Source organism: Phascolarctobacterium sp. Marseille-Q4147, from assembly GCF_017968825.1.
GTDB lineage: Bacteria > Bacillota > Negativicutes > Acidaminococcales > Acidaminococcaceae > Phascolarctobacterium_A.
In genome coordinates, this window is sequence record NZ_CP072874.1 from 64,298 (window position 1) to 83,311 (window position 19,014).

Below are 19,014 nucleotides of genomic sequence, written 5' to 3' on the forward strand. Positions count from 1 at the left end.
GCACTTCATCAGCAGCGCAACAACTCGTGCTGACTCAGGCGGTAATTTTCTTTATAAATGTGCTCCAGACGCTCTCTTTCCTGCTGCAGGGTTACATATAGGGGTGCATCCTCCAGCGAGCAGCGTTTAATAGCAGCTTTTTCTATTATACCATTATTATAGCGGATAAAGCCAAGCTCTTCCATAATTTTTACAGCTTGTTCACTTATTTGTTCCGCATGAGCAGACAAAAGCTCATCAATGCTCACGGTTGCCCGCATTTTGAGTGCATTCATCACCAGCTTATAGGCCTGCATCATCGCATCCCTGTCCGGATGCGTCAAAGCCAAGCGCTGCAGCTGCTCCTGCAAATCCGGCTGATTAAAGAGCAGCGTCACATGTTTTGCTCCCTGCCGGCGCAGTCTGCGCATAATATCCGCCAGCGGATACGCAGGCAAATCCAGCAGCACTATTTCTTCGGCCTGCTGCAATCTTTCCTCGCTCAGCCCGGCAGCCTCCTCATAGGAAGCCAGCTCCAGATAATCCCCCGCAGTCTGCAGCACCTCGGCGGGCAGCGACTGCTTATCTTCTGTATAAGCAAGCACCTTGTTATGCACCTTGGCCAGGCCCAGCAGCAGACGCCATTTATCATCGGCAGCCTGACGCATATCCCCCAGCGTCACCTGCTGATGAATGCTTACGGCCTGCAGCTGCACGCTCGTTTCATTATTCCAGACATTTATTTTCGGCTGAAAGGCAACATCAGCCACCATATTTTCAAACATATACGGCAGTAAATCCGCATTGTTCCACATCAGTCCGCGATAAGAATTATAACCCTTATCCAGCACAAACTGCAAATGATTGCGCTCCTTGCCCATAGCGCGCTGATTATGCAGCAGCGCCTGACGGAAAGCAAATACAGGTGCCTGGTTTTCACAGCCGCAGGGCTCTAAGAGCGCCAGCTGCTCCAAATCCCTGATGCTGATTTCACTGCTGCCGCTCAAAACACAGTCAATCGCCTGATGCGGCAGATAATCCTCCGGACGCAGCTTTTGCGCAACGTATTCACGGAAGCGGCGCTTGAATTCCGGCAACAGCTCTGCCGGCAGCGTGAGGCCCGCTGCCTGATGGTGACCGCCGTACTGCGTCAGCAAATCACGCTCGGCATCTATTGCTTCATAAAGATTAAGCGCCGGAATACTGCGGCAGCTGCCCTTGGCAACTCCATTGTTCAGGCTCATCAGAATCGTCGGCAGGTGGTACTTGTCTACCAGGCGCGAAGCTACGATACCGATAACGCCCTGGTGCCAGCCTTCGGAAGCAAGCACGATTGCCGTATCTATATGCTTTTCCTGCGCCAGCTGTGCTTCCGCCTCTTCCATAATCTGACGGCTGATTTCCTGACGCAGTGTGTTTTCACGGTTAAGCTCGGCGGCAATCTGCTCCGCCTTAACGCTGTCGTCGGTTACCAAAAGCTCCACCGCCAGCTGCGCATGCTCCAGCCTGCCCACGGCGTTCAGGCGCGGCGCCAGACCAAAGCCGATGTTATCGGAAGCAATGCCCGTTTCCGGACAGCCGCTGGCCTTAATCAAAGCACGCAGTCCCACCAGCTTCGTTGTTTCCATAGCCTTCAGGCCACGGCGCACCAGCTCGCGGTTTTCGCCGATGAGCGGCACAATATCCGCTACCGTTCCCAGCGCCGCCAGCTCCGTCAGCCCTTGCCACTCCGGCAACTTGCCCGGCTCACGCTGCTCCAGCGCCTGGCACAGCTTGAAGGCAATGCCCACACCGCTCAAATGGTTAAACGGATAGCCGCAGTCGCGCTGCTTGGCGTTGATGATTGCGTAAGCAGGAGGCAGAACCTCCGGCACCGTATGATGGTCCGTAATAATAATATCCAGAGATTTCGGTGCATTGGCTACCTCGTGCAGGCCGCTGATGCCGCAGTCCACGGTAATCACCAGCGTTGTACCCTTTTCCGCAATATTTTTCAACGCTTCGTCATTCAGGCCGTAGCCTTCGCTTTTGCGCTGCGGGATGTAGGTGGCAACCTTGCCGCCGCGCTGCTTCAGATACAGGTACAGCAAGGAGGAAGCACTGATTCCGTCCACATCATAGTCGCCGTAAACAGTAATCTGCTCGCCCGCCGCCAGAGCACGCTCTATACGCTCAACCGAGCGCTGCATATCCTTCAGCAGAAACGGATCATGAAATGGCGTTGCGCTGCCGTAGAGAAAGTCACGCATCGAAGCTGCATCCTGCAGACCGCGCTCCAATAAAATACCGGTGACCATCGGCGAAATATTCAGCTCCTCCGCCAAATAGTCCGCCTTCTGACTGTTATATTCTTTTATATCCCAAATGCGTTCCTTGTGCATCATTAGCGGCTACCGCTCTCAGCAGCAGTTTTATCTGCTGCAGCCGGCTCTGCCTTTTTTGCAGCCTCGGCCTGTGCCGCTTCGTTATGCAGCAGCTGGGTGTGCTGCAGCATAGCAACGCGCTCCTGCAGGCGTTTGTTTTCTGCCTGCAGCTGCTGCATTTCCTCACGCATTTTTTTATCCTTCAGATAATGCTTGGCCTTCATCGTCAGCAAAAAGCAGGTGGCAACCAGCACGCCCATTAAAAACGCACCGAGAATTACCAGCACCAGTGAGGCGCTGAAGCTCCAGAAAACAAAGTTCAGGGATACTGCTACCGCATTCTGCACGGCAAACAATGCTACTATCATACAAATAATTATAACTAAGATTAAAAAAGGCATTCAGCTCAACTCCTTTAGTATAAATTTTAATATATTATAACTGTTATAATTCTGCCAGCATATAAAAAAATCCTGCTTATGAAGCAGGATTTTTAGTGTATACATGCTCATTTAAGGCTTAGTTGTACTTAGTCCGCCAAGACTGACGGCAGACTGTTATTTTTCCTTCAGCTTTTCTAAGATAAAGGCTGTCACACGGCTTTGCTTGTCAACCTCCAGCGCAAAACGCAGCGGCTGCTCCTTGTCGTCCTGCCAAAAATATTCGTAGGTGGTATTATCGGCAGCATAAACAACCGCATCAGGCAAACCGTACTGCCCTACAGCTCTGCCGGCGCTGTCACCAATGCTTACGCCGCGCATCGTAATATACTTGGGATCGACTACGCGGATTGCCTCCACAGCCTGTTTTTTGCGGGCAACACTGATTACGGCGCCCTCAAATGTATAGTTTATCTGCTTACGCTTTTTATCTATTTTCTCCTGCTTTACGGCACCAAGGCGCTCCTCGGCCTCCTGCTCATCAAACTTCTGTCCGAGTGCGGCATAGCCAAGAGCAAAATCCTCCTGCGTCAGCTCATCTCTGCTGCCGGCAACGGTATAGGGTGCGTAGATAAAGCCGTCCACACCGTCCGATTCGGCCTCCAGCCAATCACCGCTTTGACGGATAACACGCAGCAGCGAATGATGCGGCAGCACCTTCAAAACATTGCCGTCCTCGGCGGCACTGCGGAAGTTAATATCATCCTCTTCCAGAACCACAAAACTTCCCTTATCATAGCCCTTGATTTTTTCACCCGTATAAAACGCTTCCTGCTTCTCGGCAGCAGCGCACAGCTGCATTCCTGCTGCCAATAAAAGTGTCAGACCAATTGTTTTGAGCAATCTCATTGCCAGTGCATCTCCTAACTAAATTCCATAAGCGGCATGTGCCAGCTCCTGCACAGCCTTAACAGTATATTGCGAAGTACTGTATAAATAATTGTCATGCAGGCTTTGTACGCGGCCGTTCTTTACAGCCTTAATGCTTTTATAGGCCGGATTTTGTAAAATGCGCTGACGGAATTGCTCCGGGTCGCCTTTTTTACTGTAATCCCAGCTCGGAGTAATAATCAGCTCCGGATTAAGCTCCAGCATTTTTTCCTCCGACAGGTTGCCCTGATACGGAATATCCATGCCATCGAGCGCGTTATGTACGCCTGCATAATAGCACAGGCCGCTGAAGGTGCCTCTCATGCCCAGCGGTCCGGTAAAGGACAGCGCCAGCACATTAAGCGGCTTATCGCCTGCAGCCTGCAGCGCCTGCTTGCGCACAGTCTCCATCTGCGCTTCCATGTTTTTGGCCATCTCCTCGCCCTTGGCTTCTTCGCCTACAGCAGAGCCGATTTCCTTGATAAACTTAAAGATATCCTGCACATTATTCGGCGTATGGCACACATAAACCTTGAGTCCCGCGCTGCGCAGTCCCTGAATCGGCTCCACGGTATAATCCGGGATAATAACAAGATCTGGCTGCATGGCCAGCACGCTTTCCAAATTACTGCCCTGCGCTCTGCCCTTGACGGATTTGACCTTGTCACCAGCACTGCAGATACCGGGATCATCGGCCAGCAGCGACAAGGCTGCCAAGCGCTTACTGTCAACCATATCCAGCAAAATTTCGTCGGCAGATACGTTCAGGCTCACAATGCGCTGCGGCTTTTCGCTGAAGCTCAGCTTGGTGCCCGTTGCATCCGTCACAGTGTACAAAACCTTACCGTTGTCTGCGGTATTTTTCTCCTGCGGTCCGCAGCCGGCAAGCAGCAGACAAAGCAGCAGGCAAACTAAGAACAGAATTTTTTTCATAATATAACCCACCCAAAAATAATATTTATTTCTATCTGTTATTTATTATACAAAAAAGGCGGAAATTATGCAAATTAGCCGGTCGAAGTCAGCTTGCCGCTGCCAATTAGCGCTGCAAAAAGGCTCCTGCCATCCCCACATATTCGTGCAAAGCCATACAGGTAACATCAAATGCCTGCAGCTGCGGTACCAGCCAGCGCGGATTAAACTTGCCCTGCGGATTGAGAGTGTAATCACAGGGATAGGCGGCAACCTTAACGCCCTGCTCACCTAAATAATGCTCAAAAAACTGCATACTGCGAGGCATATGCAGCGCACTTGTCAACAGCAGCACGTTTTGGTAGCCACGCTCATGGCAGAGCGCAGCAGTATAAGCAGCATTTTCCTTCGTTGTTCTGGCCTGCGTTTCAACGATAATCTGCTCCTGCGGCAGCCCCAGCTGCAGCAGAATACGCTCGGCGACAAGCGCCTCGCTCACGCCGTCGCTGAATACCAGCCCGCCGCTGATGAGCACCGGCAGCGAATGCTGCTTTGCCAGACGTGCTGCCGTCAGCAGGCGCGCCGCTCCGGCCGACATCAGGCCGCCGCGCTCAGTGCCGTCAGGTGCGGAACCGATGCTGCCGCCGCCAAGGACAACTATAACCTGCGCAGCGTCAGGCTGCTGCTGGCTGTAACGGTTCTCCAACGGCTGTCCCAACAGCTTAGCTCCCAATAAGGTAGAGCTGAAATATAACAGCAGCGTCAAAAAAGCGCTTAAGCCGAAAGGCAAACGTCCGAAGTTTTGCCGCTGCCGCCACAAATATACACTCAGTATGATTCCCAGCAGCACAAACAAACCCGGAGGCAGCAAAAAGGCTGCAACAAATTTCAAAATATAAATCATTCCAGTTCTCCTTAACAGCACCGATAAAAGCAAAAGCTTCTCTTGCGATATTACCTATTATTGTAGCTTTTTCAGCCGTCAAAAACAAGAAAAATAGCCTGCGGCATTCATTTTTCCGAATGCACACAGGCTATAAGTTTTAATTTTAATCTCTGCCGGGTTTCAGCTTACGCAGCATCATCCATAACGGACCTGCGAGGAAGGTGGAGGTATAAGCACCACTGGAGAAGCCTACCAGCATAGCAAAGGAGAAGTTGCGGATAGTTTCACCGCCCCAGATGAAGATAGCTACAACAGCAAACAGAGAGGTACCTACAGTATAGATACTGCGTCCCATGGTCTGCCAGATACTGTTGTCTACCATTTCCGTCATGCTTTCGCTGCGGCGATGGATTTTCAGGTTTTCACGGATACGGTCAAAGATAACGATGGTACCGTTGACAGAATAACCTACAACCGTCAGCAAAGCTGCAACGAAGGAGGAATCCAGTTCCATATGGAACAGGGAGAAATAGCTCAGGGTTACCATTACGTCGATAATCAGAGCGATAATAGCTGCCAGAGCAAAGCGGAATTCAAAGCGGATGGTGATATAGGCAATCATCAGGAACCAGGAAAGCACAATCGCCATAACAGCCTGTTGAATCAGCTCGCCGCCGACGGTAGCACCAACGTTTTCAACACGTTGGATAGCAAAGTCGCCAACCTTGCTCTTCAGGTCGGTCATTACCTGCTGACGCTGCTCGTCGCTGATAACGCCGGTACGAATCAGCACGCCCTTAGAGCTCTTGGCATTGCTGTCGCTGCTTTCCAGCTGGATAATAGCATTGCCCAGATCCTTTTCTTTAAGCACCTCACGTACCTGAGAAACGGTAACAGGATTTTTGAATTCCAAATCCATGATACTGCCGCCGGTAAAGTCAATGCCCAGGTTGAAGCCCTTGAAGAGCATGGAACCGATACCGATAATCAGGAAGGTGATGGTAATAGCGAAGAAAAGTTTATAACGCTTAACAATAGATAACTTCATTATTTAGCCACCTCCTCTTTTGCTTTCGGTGCTCTTGCACCAAACAGGAAGGGACTCTTGGTGATGTTACTGTAAATCAGGAAGCGCAGCAGGAATTTGGTAACGGTTACTGCAGTAAACATACTCAGCAAGGTACCAAGTGCCAGGGTAACAGCAAAGCCCTTGATAGGACCGGTGCCCAGGTAGAACAGTACGGCTGCAGCCATGATAGTAGTAAGGTTGGAGTCAAGGATGGTTACGATAGCACGGCCAAAGCCGGAATCCATCGCACTGCGCAGAGTTTTGCCGCGCTTAACCTCTTCCTTGAAGCGTTCGAAAATCAGTACGTTGGCGTCAACCGCCATGCCGACAGACAGGATAATACCTGCGATACCGGGCAGTGTCAGTGTTGCACCCAGATAACGCATTACCAGCAGCAGCAGCATTACGTACAGCAGCAGAGCAATGTCCGCAACTACACCTGCCAGACGGTAGAACAGCAACATAAATACAAATACGCCGATAATACCGATGCTGAAGGCTTTAACGCTCTTGTCCTTGGAATCCTGACCGAGGGTAGGACCAACGGTACGGTTTTCCATAACTTCGATTTTAACCGGCAGACTGCCGCTGCGCAGCAGGATTGCCAGATGCTCGGCTTCCTCAACGTTACGGGAGCCGGAAATCTGTGCATGACCGCCGGTGATAGCTTCCTGTACTACAGGAGCGGTCAGTACCTGGCCGTCAAGCTCGATAGCGATTTTTTTGCCTACATTGCGGGCAGTAAGGTCAGCAAATTTTTTGCCGCCCTCATCATTAAATTCCAGGCCTACTACAGCCTGATTGCCTTGGGAAACCTGTGCTTTGGCGTCCTTCAGGTCACTGCCTGTGAGAACAACCTTGCCGCTTTCATCCTTGAACTGCAGCATAGCGGTACGGCCCAGCATAGCAATAGCTTTTTCAGGATCCTTTACGCCCGGCAGCTCAACAATAATACGGTCCTTGCCCTGACGCTGAATAACAGGCTCGGTCAGGCCCAACTCATTTACACGACGCTCAATAACCTTTACACTGCGGTTGACAGCGTCATCGTCAACCTTAAGTTCCGGCGTATCCACAGCCTGTAAAACTACATGAGTACCACCTTGCAGATCCAAGCCCTGTTTAATGGAATTAGCCAGAGGCGAGATGTATACGCAGAAACCGCCGATAATCGCCAAAGCGACAATCAGAAATTTCCCGAATTCATTCCAACGCAAAATAACTTCCTCCTTAAGATTTTTTTGGATTAACTGGATTTAATTTATAAGCTAAGCGGACTGAGAGTGGTAATCCCGCTTTCACTTGCTAAAAGCTGTACAAGCACGTCAAATTCATCCCGCGGCAGATTCGGCTGAATAAAAGCATCGTAAGCGATGCCCATGAGCAATGCGTTTTCCGCCTGCGGCAGAAAACGGTCATAATAGCCTGCGCCCATCCCCAGTCTGCTGCCGTCGCGGCCGAAGGCCACTCCGGGCACCAGTACAAGGTCCAGCTGCTGCGGCTGCAGCAGCTTCGCCGGCTGGCGGACGCTGCGGATGCCGTAACGGTCAAGCTCAAAGTCCAGCATGTTTTCCAGCTGCACCGGAGCCATCTCCGTAGCAGATTGCACCAGCGGCACAGCAACAGTCTTGCCGTCGGCCAAGGCCTGCTGCAAAACCAGGTCTACAGACAGCTCATTTCCGAAAGCCAAATAGCCCATGATGCAGTTCGCTTTGCGATATGCATCACAGGCCAGTATCTGACGGGCAGTCAGCAGACTGCCGGAGGCAGCCTGCTCTGCGGTCAGTTGCGACCGCAGCCTTTTAAAATACTTGCGCAGCTCAACTTTTTCTTCTGCAATCACCATCAGGAATTTTTAGCGGGGTTTTGGAAACCGCTGACAGCATTGCGCGCCATTTCGATTACTACGCCTTCGGCAACCTCTACCTTAACGCGTTTTTCGGAAATAGCGGTAATCTTACCATAGATACCACCGATAGTAATGATTTCGTCGCCTTCCTTCAGGCTGTTTAACAAATCCTGTCTTTTCTGCTGCTCTTTTTTCTGGGGTTTCCAGAGCATGAAATAGAATATGCCGCCCATTAAAAAGAAGGGCCAGAGAGAATTGAGCAAAGCCATTGTATCTCCACCTTGCATATTGAACACCTCCACATTTTATCACTTCCCGCAAATTCGGACATATTTGCAGGTTCCTCTTGCAAACATTTTAGTATGCAATAGTTTGGTTTATTTATACCACTTTTATATATTCTCTGTAAATCGGAAAAATCCTTGTTATCAACGATAATTTTCTAAGAATCTTTCGCGGAATTCAGGGAAGCAGTCATTAGCGATAGCCTCACGGATTTCCTTGGCAAAATGCAGCAGGAAATGCAGATTGTGAATAGACAGCAATCTCAGGCCGAAAATCTCCTCTGCCTTGAACAGATGGCGGATATAAGCACGGCTGAAGTTACGGCAGGCATAGCAGTCACAGCCTTCTTCAATCGGACGGAAGTCCTCAGCATAGGTTGCGTTGCGTACTACCAGACGGCCGGTGTGCGTCATAGCGGTGCCGTTTCTGGCAACACGTGTCGGGAATACGCAGTCAAACATATCAACGCCAAGGTTTACTGCCTCTACAATGCAGTCGGCAGTGCCTACGCCCATCAGATAACGGGCCTTATCCTTCGGCATCAGCTCGGTGGTCTGCGAAAGGATATCGTACATCATCGGCTTAGGCTCGCCTACGGACAGACCGCCGATACCATAGCCGGCGAAATCAAGCTCCGTCAGCTGCTGCACGCTCATGCGGCGCAGCTCGGGGTACATACCGCCCTGCACGATACCGAACATGGACTGGTCCTCACGCGTATGCGTTTCCAGACAGCGCTTGGCCCAGCGTGTGGTACGCTCGGTAGAACGCTTGGCATAATCAAAATCGGCGGGATACGGAATGCATTCATCAAAGGCCATCGCGATATCAGCGCCCAGTGCCTCCTGCACCTGAGTAGAAACCTCCGGGGAGAGGAACTGCTTGCTGCCGTCGATATGCGAACGGAACATTACGCCTTCTTCGGTGATTTTGCGCATAGCGCCCAGGCTGAATACCTGGAAGCCGCCGCTGTCGGTAAGCATACCGCGTTTATAATTCATAAACTTGTGCAGACCGCCTGCCTTGCGCACCAGCTCGTGACCAGGACGCAAAAACAGATGATATGTATTCGACAAAATAACCTGGCTGCCCATATCGTACAGCTCTTCCGGTGCCAGGGTTTTTACCGTTGCCTGTGTGCCTACAGGCATAAACATCGGAGTTTCAAAGGTACCATGCGGCGTATGCAAGCGGCCAAGACGCGCACCGCTGCGCGGACATTCTTTAATTAGTTCGTAGGTTACTGCGTGTTTAGTCATATGCAACTCCTAAAAATATTTATCAGCGCCTTCGGCTTTGCGGCGAAGGCAAAAAATCTTATTTATTGAGGTCTGTAATAAACATGGCATCGCCAAAGGAGAAGAAGCGGTATTTTTCTTCAACCGCCTTCTTGTAGGTCTGCAGCATAATCTCACGGGTAGACAGAGTGCTTACCAGCATCAGCAGCGTGCTCTGCGGCAGATGGAAGTTGGTTACGAGGTCATCTACCAGACGGAATTTGTAACCGGGGTAGATGAAGATATTCGTCCAGCTGCTGCCTGCGTGCAGCTGACCGTCAGCGCCCGCAGCCTCCAGAGTGCGTACTGCCGTGGTGCCAACCGCAATAATACGGCGGCCTTCGGCCTTCGCCTTGTTTACTGCATCCGCTGCCTCCTGCGATACGGTGTAGAACTCCTTATGCATCTTGTGGTCCTCAATCTTCGCCTCGCTTACGGGGCGGAAGGTACCAAGGCCTACATGCAGCGTTACAAAAACCTCTTCACAGCCGATTTCCTTGATTTTCTGCAGCAGCTCTTTGGTAAAGTGCAGGCCTGCAGTCGGAGCGGCAGCACTGCCGCGCTCACGGTTATAAACAGTCTGATAACGCTCCTTGTCCTCCAGCGGTGCCGTGATATACGGCGGCAGAGGAGTTTCACCCAGACGGTCAAGGATTTCTTCGAAGATGCCGTCATACTTGAAGCGTACTACGCGTCCGCCGAAGTCGGTGTGCTCGATAACCTCACAGCTCAATTCATCGCTGAAGTTAATCTTGACACCAACCTGCAGCTTTTTGCCGGGGCGTACCAGAACCTCCCAGTCAGTTGCATCTCTGCGTGTCAGCAGAAATACCTCAACATGAGCGCCGGTATCCTTCGTGCCGTGCAGGCGCGCCGGAATAACGCGGGTATCGTTAAACACCAGCACATCGCCGGGCTTAAGATAATTTACCAGATCATAAAAATGCTTATGCTCAATTTCGCCGGTCTTTTTGTCAACAACCAGCAGACGCGAATGGTCGCGCGGCTCCATAGGATGCTGAGCAATCAGCTCCTGTGGCAGCTCATAATCAAAATCAGTTACTAACATGCAAAATTCTCTCTTTTCTTATATATTACAGGACACATAGCTTCCTGCTAACGGACAAGCTGAGTTCCGGGATAATAGTGTGCCAGAATCGTTTTATAGGTAGCCTTGGCATCGGCGTTAGCCATGCCGCGCGCACCCCAGGCACTCAAACCGAGGCCGGAGCCTTTGCCCTTGCCGCGGAAAATAATTTTTTCTTCCTTGCCGCCGCTCAATAAATGGTAGCTGCGCACTAAATTTTTCCAGACGGGCTTTTTCGACTCATTGACCTTAATGCCTATATCCTTGCTGCCTATTTCCATACCGTAATGATCTTCGATAGGCACTTTGAGCGTTTCCGGCACCGGCGTACCGGTTTCGATATCAAACAAGGTGCTGTTCAGGCCTAACAGGTCCTGCAGCTCACTGCCGCTGATTTTGGCAGCACCGGCCTCACCCGAAAGGATAATATATTTTACCCGTCCCGTGGGCGTTCTGTCAACACCTGCGTCATCAAGCGGTGACAGGCGTATGCTCGTCAGCTTGCCGGTAGTATAACCGCGCTGCGCTGCCAGGCTTTCCAGAAGCACCGGAGCAATGCGGCTTTCCCAGGTATATTCCGGGCTGTCGCTGTCGTAATCCTCTACCGACTGCAGATAGCTTACGGCAGTACCGCGCAGATTCAGCGCGCTTTCGGTTCTGCCGCCGCTGCTTGAAGTAGTGACAGCTTCAATCGCATTGCCGTAAGCATCAGCAAGATACTGTCCTTTCGTCGCCTGAATCAGCTTCGTCACAGCATCCTTTTCAATGCGCTTGCCGGTGCCCCCATAAGGTAGCTCCCTGTCGGTTGCAAGCAAAGCATAGGCCTTATCGCTGTGCTGCATTTTAAATAAAGCATAGCTGCGGGCAGCAACCGCCTGCGCCTTGATAACCTCATCAGGCCATACAGACATCGTTTTGGCCGGCAGCACGCTCGCCAGATAATCCTCCAGCGGCAGTCTGTTGACTACCAAAAGCTTATCCCCCTGCTCGGCCTGCAGTTGAAAATCCCCTTTATAACTGCGTTTATTGATTTGCGGTGAGCTTTTGCCTGCCGCCGCAGCAACAACAGCTTCATTACCAAATACATTGTTATCATCAAAGAAAAGCTTTCCCTGCTGCGCATGGATGAAATATTTTCCCTTGGGCATCGTAGTCGTTTTGCCCGCCGAATCACGCACTGTGAATTCATCCTCACAGCTCAGCTCTGCCGTTGCCTGCCCCACAACAATTCCTATGCAGATTTGCTCGGCGGCTGCCGCAGCAGAAGCAAATATAAAAGTAAATAACAGTACAGAAAGTATCAGTAATTTTCTAAGCATATACTTTTCCTCGATTTGCTAATTTTAAGAAGAGGAGCAGTGAACAGTGAAAGGCTCCCATTGAGGACATATGGCAAGAGAGGCTCCCCTAGGGGGGAGCTGTCACCCGATAGGGTGACTGAGAGGGGAATACAAGCAACGTAGCTTTATAGAAATCCCCTCTCCGTCATCGCTACGCGATGCCACCTCTCCCCAAGGAGAGGCTTTTCTACGTTTCGCTATAAACTCCAATTATCCGTCAGCCTTTATCTGTTCACAATTTTAATATTTTTGCTTACAACCACAAACTTATCCTGCGTTGCTTCCGCCTTGGGCTTTTTGCGGATTTCGTAGCGGTCACGCTCGCTGAAGACACAGCCGCAGTACTGCTGGCGATACAGTCCCAGCTCCAGGCTGATGTCCACGCCGCGCTGATAGCCGACGCGGAAGTCCTCGTAATAGAACGGAATACCGAACTCCGCTGCTGCTGCCTCGGCCTCCTTTTTTATCAGCTCATGGCGCTGATAGGGGCTGACGAGCAGCGTGGTAGAAAAGGCATCGTAGCCGTTTTCTTTGGCAAACTGTGCTGCGTAGCGCAAACGCATACGATAGCAGAAGGCACAGCGCACAGTAGGCTCTGCCAGCATACCGCGGATGCATTCCTCTATCGGATAGCTTTTGTCGATAATAAGATTGTAGCGCTTTTTCTCACAAAACTCCCGCAGGGTGCTCAGCCTGTGCTTGAACTCCTTGTACGGATGAATGTTAGGATTAAAAAACAAAATATCAAAATCTGTTCCCGCCGCCGTCAGCTGCTCCGTAGGGTAGCAGGCACAGGGACCGCAGCAGGCGTGTAATAATAATTTCATTTTTCCTCCTGAGCAGCTAAGCTGCTTTACTGATTTTCGGGAAACGGCATTCCCAGATATCTATAGGTTTCGCGTGTCGCCATACGTCCGCGCGAGGTGCGGTTCAGCATTCCCTGCTGCATCAGATACGGCTCGATTACATCCTCAATGGTTGAGGATTCCTCGCTCACGGCTGCGGCAATCGTTTCAATGCCGACAGGACCGCCGCCGAAGGTTTTGACAATGGTCGTCAAAATTTTGCGGTCGTTGCGGTCGAAGCCGTAGCGGTCAACCTCCAGCTTAGCCAGCGCTTCGTCTGCCAGCTGACGGTTGATCACCTCCACGCCCAGCACCTGTGCAAAATCACGCACACGCTTCAGCAGACGATTCGCAATACGCGGCGTGCCTCTGCTGCGGCGGGCAATTTCCATAGCGCCTTCCTTGTCGATTTTTACATTAAGGATTTCCGCTGCACGTGTAATGATAAACTGCAGCTCCTCCGGCTTGTAAAATTCCAGGCAGCACTGTACGCCGAAGCGGTCACGCAAAGGCGCTGCTATAGCGCCCAGACGCGTGGTAGCGCCGATAAGCGTAAAATGCGGCAGGTCCAGACGCACACTACGCGCCGCAGGACCTTTGCCGATAATAATATCTAACGCAAAATCCTCCATAGCGGAATACAGGATTTCCTCTACAGTCTTGGACAAGCGGTGGATTTCGTCAATAAAAAGTACATCATTGTCGCCAAGGTTGGTTAAGATTGCTGCCAAATCCCCCTGACGTTCAATCGCCGGTCCGCTGGTAACGCGGATGTTGACATTAAGCTCATTGGCAATAATGTTGGCCAGCGTAGTTTTGCCCAGACCCGGAGGCCCGAACAGCAGCACATGGTCCAGCGCTTCGTGGCGGGCAGCGGCAGCCTTAATGAAAATAGACAGATTATCCTTGACCTGCGTCTGACCTATATATTCATTTAACAGACGCGGACGCAGGCTGTACTGCCAGCCATCTGCTTCCTGTTCCGCCCCGGCAATAATTCTATCATCAAATTCCATAAGTTCCTCCTAGTAAGCCTTGTGCAGCCTACTGCTGCAGGCTCAAATACCGCCAGACGATTTATCTGCGGGAAATTACTTCATCATCAGCCTTAAGGCCTGCTTCAGAATTTCCTCGCTCGTCTTGCTCTCTGCGCCTTCGATTTTCTTGATTACGGGCATAATCTCGCTGTTGCTGTAGCCCAGGGAAGCAAGTGCTTCGATTGCCTCCGCTACGGCGCCGCTGCCACCGGCAGCTACTGCCTCGCCGAAGCTGTCGCCGCTTTCGGCAGCCACAGGTCCGACCTTGTCCTTCAACTCCAGCAGCAGACGCTCCGCCGTCTTTTTTCCGATACCGGGCAGCTTAGTGAGCACCTTGATATCACGGCTCTGCACCGCCAGATAAAAGGCATCAGGCTTAACTGCGGATAAAATTCCCAAGGCCATCTTGGGACCTACGCCGCTGATAGTCAGCAGCAGCTCAAAGAGGTCATAATATTCTTGGCTCAAAAAGCCGTAAAGAACAATGGCATCCTCGCGTACTGCCGTGTGGATGTGCAGGCGTACAGAGGCACCCTGCGTCAGTTGGGCCAGCTGTGCCGCCGGCATGAAAACACGGTAGCCTACACCGCCTGCCGTTTCGATTATGCAATTATCTATGCCCAGGCTGTCAACAGTGCCCTTCAATGAACCTATCATTTATCTGCCCTCCTGCCATCTGCGCGTAGACGCAGTATTGATGCCGCAGATTGCCGCTGCCAGCGCATCGGCCGTATCATCCGGTTTAATTTTTTCGCGGATATTGAGCAGATGCATCACCATGTAAATAACCTGCTCCTTCGTCGCACTGCCTGTGCCTACTACCGACAGCTTAATCTGCATCGGCGTAAACTCCATCACCGGCAGTCCCTTGTTGGCCGCAGCCAAAAGCACAACGCCGCGCGCCTGGCCGACAGGAATCGCGGTAGTAACGTTACGGTTAAAAAACAGCTTTTCGATACTCATCAGATCCGGCTTGAAGTGCTCGATAATATCCGAAATATCATCGTAAATCTTCTTCAGCCTCAGCTCCGGCAGCATATCCTTATCCGTCAGCACCGAGCCGTAAAAAACCGGGCGCAGACGGTTGCCTGTCATATCTACCAAGCCATAACCGCAGATGGCGGTACCGGGGTCAATTCCTAAAACCAGCATAAAAAACCTCTCAAAAAACAGAAAGCAGACATCAACTGCCTGCTTTCCTTTCTGCAACTATGCTTCGCGCACATTGCAGTTACTTCGTAATAATAATATTATTCCTCGTCGTCTTCCGGCAAGTCAGCGTTGGTGTAAACGTCTTGTACATCATCGCAATCATCCAATGCGTCCAGCATCTTCTGAACCTTTTCAGCGTCCTCACCGGACAGCTCAGCCATAGTATCGGGAACCATGGTGATTTCGGACATTGCAACTTCAATATTGTTATCAGCCAAAGCCTTTTCTACATCGTCATAAGCAGCCGGATCGGTAATGATTTCGAAGCCGTCTTCGCTGCTCTTGATATCCTCAGCACCTGCATCCAGAGCGATCATCATCAGATCGTCTTCGCTAACACCGGTTTCGGCGCTAACTGCGAAGATACCTTTTTGTTTGAACATGTAGCTTACGCAGCCGCTGGCACCCAGGTTGCCGCCGTGCTTAGAGAATACGTGACGTACATCGGCAGCGGTACGGTTACGGTTATCGGTCAGGCAGCTAACCATCATAGCAACGCCTGCAGGACCGTAGCCTTCATAGGTAATCTCTTCGAAGCTTTGGCCTTCCAAAGCACCTGCACCCTTTTGGATTGCACGTTGAATGTTGTCTTTAGGGATATTGTTAGCTTTAGCTTTGGACAGAGCCAGCTTCAGCTTCATGTTACCGGTAGGATCTGCACCGCCCATACGAACGGCAATAGTAATTTCACGGCTGATTTTAGTAGTGATTTTGCCGCGCAGAGCGTCAGCCTTGCCTTTTTTATGTTTAATGTTCGCCCATTTAGAATGTCCTGACATTGTAAATTCCTCCAAACTTTCTCTTTGCCATATTTATTTAAGCATTTACCATAATATTTTACCACGCCGGCTGTGTTTTTTCAACAGCAAACGCCGGCAGATAGCTTTATTTTGCAAAAACATCCTTAATACTGTCATAATGCAAAAAGATTCCCTGTTGTGCCAGCTCCTGAATTTCCTCCAAGGTCGCCAGCTTGTATTCCAGCGCCTCTTCGGTACGGATTTTTACCTGCTCCGGTGCAAAGGGCAGCGTAAAAAGATAGCAGTCGACGAAATAATTGTCACCCTCGCCAGGATTTTCGCGGTGATAGGTGAGCGCCGGTCCGCCTGCGCAGGCAGAAACATCCAGACCTGTTTCCTCCCACACCTCGCGGTTCACAGCCTCGCGTGAGCTTTCGCCCGCCTGCACAGCACCGCCCGGAACCTCCCACCAGCCGGCAGCCCATGCCTTCGTCAGCACGCGTCTGGTAATCAGAAAGCGTCCGTCGGTGTTACGCACAACGCCCAGCACCGTCAGATGGTACTCCCCGTCCTGCAGTATCCAGTCGTTTTTCTTCATCGTCCGTCCGGTAAGACGGCGTTCACTGTCATAAATATCCCATTGCTCCATGATAAAATCCCCCTCTTAAAGCAAGCGCGGCAAATATTTGAAAATCAGCCAAAAGCCACAGGTCATGGCGAAGGCAATGCTGCCGCTGTCATAATCTATATAACCGAGATACAGGCTGTTTAAGCCCGTAACAAAAACCATATTCAGCCACATAAAGCCGTAGGCCCACAATAATATCTGTACCCACAGCGGCGGCTTTTTATAGGGATGAGGCTCGTTATTCTTTGTCATGATGCTTTTCCTCATCTAACAGTTGCACAGCATCCAGCTGTTTCTGCAAACGTGCTGTATAGCGCTTGGTGGTATGCAGGGCGTTCTGCCCCTCCTCCAGCTTTTTGGCTGTTTTATCAAGGGCTGTTTCCAAGCCGGCAAGCTCCTGCTTAACCTTGTTCAGCAGCTGCCACACCTCGGTAGTACGCTGCTGCACCGCCAACGTGCGGAAGCCCAGCTGCAGGCTGTTCACCAGCGCTGCCAGCGTCGTCGGCCCTGCCACGCACACTCTGAACTTCAGCTGCAGTTCTTCGGCCAGTCCCGGCAAGGCCAAAGCCTCCGCAAACAGGCCCTCGCTCGGCAGATACATCACGGCAAAATCCGTTGAATACGGTGGGCAGATATATTTTTCGCAGATATCCTTCGCTTCGCTCTTTAAGCGTCGCTCCAGCTGCTTCGCCGCCGCATCCGCCGCCTGCGTATCACCGGCCTCACGTGCCTGCTGCAACCTCTGGTAATCCTCCAGCGGAAACTTGGCGTCAATCGGCAGCAGCACCTCCTGCTCCCGCTGCCCCGGCAAGCGCAAGGCATATTCCACGCGCAGGCCGCTGTGCGGACGCACCTCCGCATTTTCTACATATCTTGCACGGTCAAGAATATCCTTGAGGATATTGCCAAGCTGCATTTCGCCCCAGGTACCGCGCACTTTGACGTTTGAAAGAACGCGCCGCAGCTCATCCACGCCGCAGGAAAGGCTCTGCATCTGTCCCAAGGACTGATGCACCTCGCCCAGGCATTTGTTGACCTGCGCGAACTTCTGCTCCAGCGATTGATTAAGGCGCTCGTCCACAGTCATGCGGATGCGCTCCAGGTTCTGGTCCGTCATATCCGCCAGACGCGCCACACGCTTATCAATCTGTTCGCTCAGCCTGTCGCTCGCCGCCTGGTTTTCCAAGCGTGCCGCCCGCGCCAGTGTGCTCTGCTCGCCACGCAGGTCGTACATGCTTTCCGCAAGCCTGCGCTCCAAAAGCTCCAGCCGCTGCGCCGTCATGTCCGCCTTGGGGCGTCCCTGTATCAATAATATTATCACACCTGCCAAAAGCAGAGCTATGACAATCATCAAAGCTATAGCCAATGTACTCATTTTTTCTATACTGACCTCCGTTATTTTTTTATTATAGCAGAAAACCAGTACACAGCCAACATATTAACGAACAAAATTTTCATATTTAACAAGATATTTTCATAATATCACTTTTTTAACAAAATCAGCTTACATCTGCGCCCAAATCGTGTATAATATATTCATAGATTATTTATTCCAACGAGGTATTACGTTATATGATAGATGAAAGTCCTAATCTCAATTCTGCTGATAAAATTCTTGAGGCCGCAACCAAGCTGTTTGCCATGGACAGCTTCGCTGCCGTGTCCATCAAGCAGATTTCTGTTGCCAGCGGTGTCAACAGCGCGTTGATTTCCTATTATTTCGGCGGCAAGAAGAATTTATATCAGGAGGTTTTATATACCGAGGCCGAAAAATTTCTGAAGCTGCAGGACAAAATCCGTCAGCAGCAAGGTTCACCGCTTACCAAGCTGCGTACCTATGTAGACGGCATTGCCGAAATGCAGCAGCAGAACCCTTACAACATTCATCTGATTTACCGCGAGCTGCTGACTCCGCAGCCCATGTTTGAAAATTATGTGCGCAGCAAGCTGTACCGCATCCATCAGTTCATGACCGAGCTGGTTGAGGAAGCGATTGTCTGCGGCGAAATCGTTGCGGATATCAAAGCAACCCACGTTGCTTTCACGCTGGAAGGTATTATCATGTTCTTCTTTTTGATGCACAGCCACATCTGCGAGCTGGGCAATTTCAAAAACGGCGCAGAGCTTGATTACCTGCTGCAGGCGCTCAACACCTACCTTGCATCACTTAGCAAAAAATAAATAGACTTCTCTGA

At 51.1% G+C, this 19,014-nt stretch carries 21 protein-coding genes; 1 reads left to right on the forward strand and 20 read right to left on the reverse strand.

The window, feature by feature from the left end; translation table 11 throughout:
• Nucleotides 1-8 precede the first annotated feature (8 nt).
• From recJ to KAH19_RS00300, 20 genes are all read right to left on the reverse strand, one after another.
• Entirely contained in the window at nt 9-2,363 is a 2,355-nt protein-coding gene (gene recJ / locus KAH19_RS00205; protein ID WP_210684637.1) for a single-stranded-DNA-specific exonuclease RecJ, read from the reverse strand.
• Nucleotides 2,363-2,743, reverse strand: a complete 381-nt coding sequence (locus tag KAH19_RS00210) for a lipopolysaccharide assembly LapA domain-containing protein (protein ID WP_210684638.1) — start codon at nt 2,741-2,743, stop codon at nt 2,363-2,365. Before KAH19_RS00210 ends, recJ begins: the two co-directional genes overlap by 1 nt.
• Nucleotides 2,744-2,899: 156 nt before the next feature.
• Nucleotides 2,900-3,631: a hypothetical protein gene (locus tag KAH19_RS00215; protein ID WP_210684639.1), complete on the reverse strand. Its 732-nt coding sequence runs from the start codon at nt 3,629-3,631 to the stop codon at nt 2,900-2,902.
• Between the two features lie 18 nt (nt 3,632-3,649).
• Nucleotides 3,650-4,585 carry an ABC transporter substrate-binding protein gene (locus KAH19_RS00220; RefSeq protein ID WP_210684640.1) on the reverse strand — a complete coding sequence of 312 codons (936 nt, stop codon included), beginning with the start codon at nt 4,583-4,585 and terminating at the stop codon, nt 3,650-3,652.
• A gap of 106 nt (nt 4,586-4,691) precedes the next feature.
• Complete coding sequence (locus KAH19_RS00225; RefSeq protein ID WP_210684641.1) at nt 4,692-5,468, reverse strand: YdcF family protein; 777 nt, start codon at nt 5,466-5,468, stop codon at nt 4,692-4,694.
• Between the two features lie 145 nt (nt 5,469-5,613).
• Nucleotides 5,614-6,498 carry a protein translocase subunit SecF gene (gene secF / locus KAH19_RS00230; protein WP_210684642.1) on the reverse strand — a complete coding sequence of 295 codons (885 nt, stop codon included), beginning with the start codon at nt 6,496-6,498 and terminating at the stop codon, nt 5,614-5,616.
• Entirely contained in the window at nt 6,498-7,736 is a 1,239-nt protein-coding gene (gene secD, locus KAH19_RS00235) for a protein translocase subunit SecD (protein WP_009146263.1), read from the reverse strand. The genes secF and secD overlap by 1 nt, the downstream gene beginning before the upstream one ends.
• A 44-nt stretch (nt 7,737-7,780) precedes the next feature.
• On the reverse strand, nt 7,781-8,365 hold the full coding sequence (locus KAH19_RS00240) for a 5-formyltetrahydrofolate cyclo-ligase (protein WP_210684643.1): 585 nt from the start codon (nt 8,363-8,365) through the stop codon (nt 7,781-7,783).
• Nucleotides 8,365-8,637, reverse strand: a complete 273-nt coding sequence (gene yajC, locus KAH19_RS00245; protein WP_148495370.1) for a preprotein translocase subunit YajC — start codon at nt 8,635-8,637, stop codon at nt 8,365-8,367. The genes KAH19_RS00240 and yajC overlap by 1 nt, the downstream gene beginning before the upstream one ends.
• Before the next feature lie 159 nt (nt 8,638-8,796).
• Nucleotides 8,797-9,912: a tRNA guanosine(34) transglycosylase Tgt gene (tgt, locus tag KAH19_RS00250; RefSeq protein WP_021721033.1), complete on the reverse strand. Its 1,116-nt coding sequence runs from the start codon at nt 9,910-9,912 to the stop codon at nt 8,797-8,799.
• A 58-nt stretch (nt 9,913-9,970) separates the two neighbouring features.
• Nucleotides 9,971-10,999, reverse strand: a complete 1,029-nt coding sequence (queA, locus tag KAH19_RS00255) for a tRNA preQ1(34) S-adenosylmethionine ribosyltransferase-isomerase QueA (protein ID WP_210684644.1) — start codon at nt 10,997-10,999, stop codon at nt 9,971-9,973.
• Nucleotides 11,000-11,046: 47 nt separating this feature from the next.
• Nucleotides 11,047-12,336 carry a SpoIID/LytB domain-containing protein gene (locus KAH19_RS00260; protein ID WP_210684645.1) on the reverse strand — a complete coding sequence of 430 codons (1,290 nt, stop codon included), beginning with the start codon at nt 12,334-12,336 and terminating at the stop codon, nt 11,047-11,049.
• 245 nt (nt 12,337-12,581) lie between these two features.
• Nucleotides 12,582-13,184, reverse strand: coding sequence for an epoxyqueuosine reductase QueH (locus KAH19_RS00265; RefSeq protein WP_210684646.1), 603 nt, complete (start codon nt 13,182-13,184; stop codon nt 12,582-12,584).
• A 26-nt stretch (nt 13,185-13,210) separates the two neighbouring features.
• Entirely contained in the window at nt 13,211-14,218 is a 1,008-nt protein-coding gene (gene ruvB / locus KAH19_RS00270; RefSeq protein ID WP_210684647.1) for a Holliday junction branch migration DNA helicase RuvB, read from the reverse strand.
• 75 nt (nt 14,219-14,293) lie between these two features.
• Nucleotides 14,294-14,896: a Holliday junction branch migration protein RuvA gene (gene ruvA / locus KAH19_RS00275; RefSeq protein ID WP_210684648.1), complete on the reverse strand. Its 603-nt coding sequence runs from the start codon at nt 14,894-14,896 to the stop codon at nt 14,294-14,296.
• Nucleotides 14,897-15,391 carry a crossover junction endodeoxyribonuclease RuvC gene (ruvC, locus tag KAH19_RS00280; protein ID WP_210684649.1) on the reverse strand — a complete coding sequence of 165 codons (495 nt, stop codon included), beginning with the start codon at nt 15,389-15,391 and terminating at the stop codon, nt 14,897-14,899.
• A gap of 98 nt (nt 15,392-15,489) precedes the next feature.
• Nucleotides 15,490-16,230, reverse strand: coding sequence for a YebC/PmpR family DNA-binding transcriptional regulator (locus KAH19_RS00285; protein ID WP_009146253.1), 741 nt, complete (start codon nt 16,228-16,230; stop codon nt 15,490-15,492).
• Between the two features lie 106 nt (nt 16,231-16,336).
• A complete protein-coding gene (locus KAH19_RS00290; protein WP_210684650.1) occupies nt 16,337-16,840 on the reverse strand; it encodes an NUDIX domain-containing protein in 504 nt (167 codons plus the stop codon).
• Between the two features lie 15 nt (nt 16,841-16,855).
• On the reverse strand, nt 16,856-17,071 hold the full coding sequence (locus KAH19_RS00295; protein ID WP_210684651.1) for a hypothetical protein: 216 nt from the start codon (nt 17,069-17,071) through the stop codon (nt 16,856-16,858).
• On the reverse strand, nt 17,058-18,194 hold the full coding sequence (locus KAH19_RS00300) for a DNA recombination protein RmuC (RefSeq protein WP_210684652.1): 1,137 nt from the start codon (nt 18,192-18,194) through the stop codon (nt 17,058-17,060). The genes KAH19_RS00295 and KAH19_RS00300 overlap by 14 nt, the downstream gene beginning before the upstream one ends.
• 197 nt (nt 18,195-18,391) lie before the next feature.
• On the opposite strand from KAH19_RS00300, the gene KAH19_RS00305 reads away from it, so the two are divergent.
• A complete protein-coding gene (locus KAH19_RS00305) occupies nt 18,392-19,000 on the forward strand; it encodes a TetR/AcrR family transcriptional regulator (protein ID WP_210684653.1) in 609 nt (202 codons plus the stop codon).
• Nucleotides 19,001-19,014 lie beyond the last annotated feature (14 nt).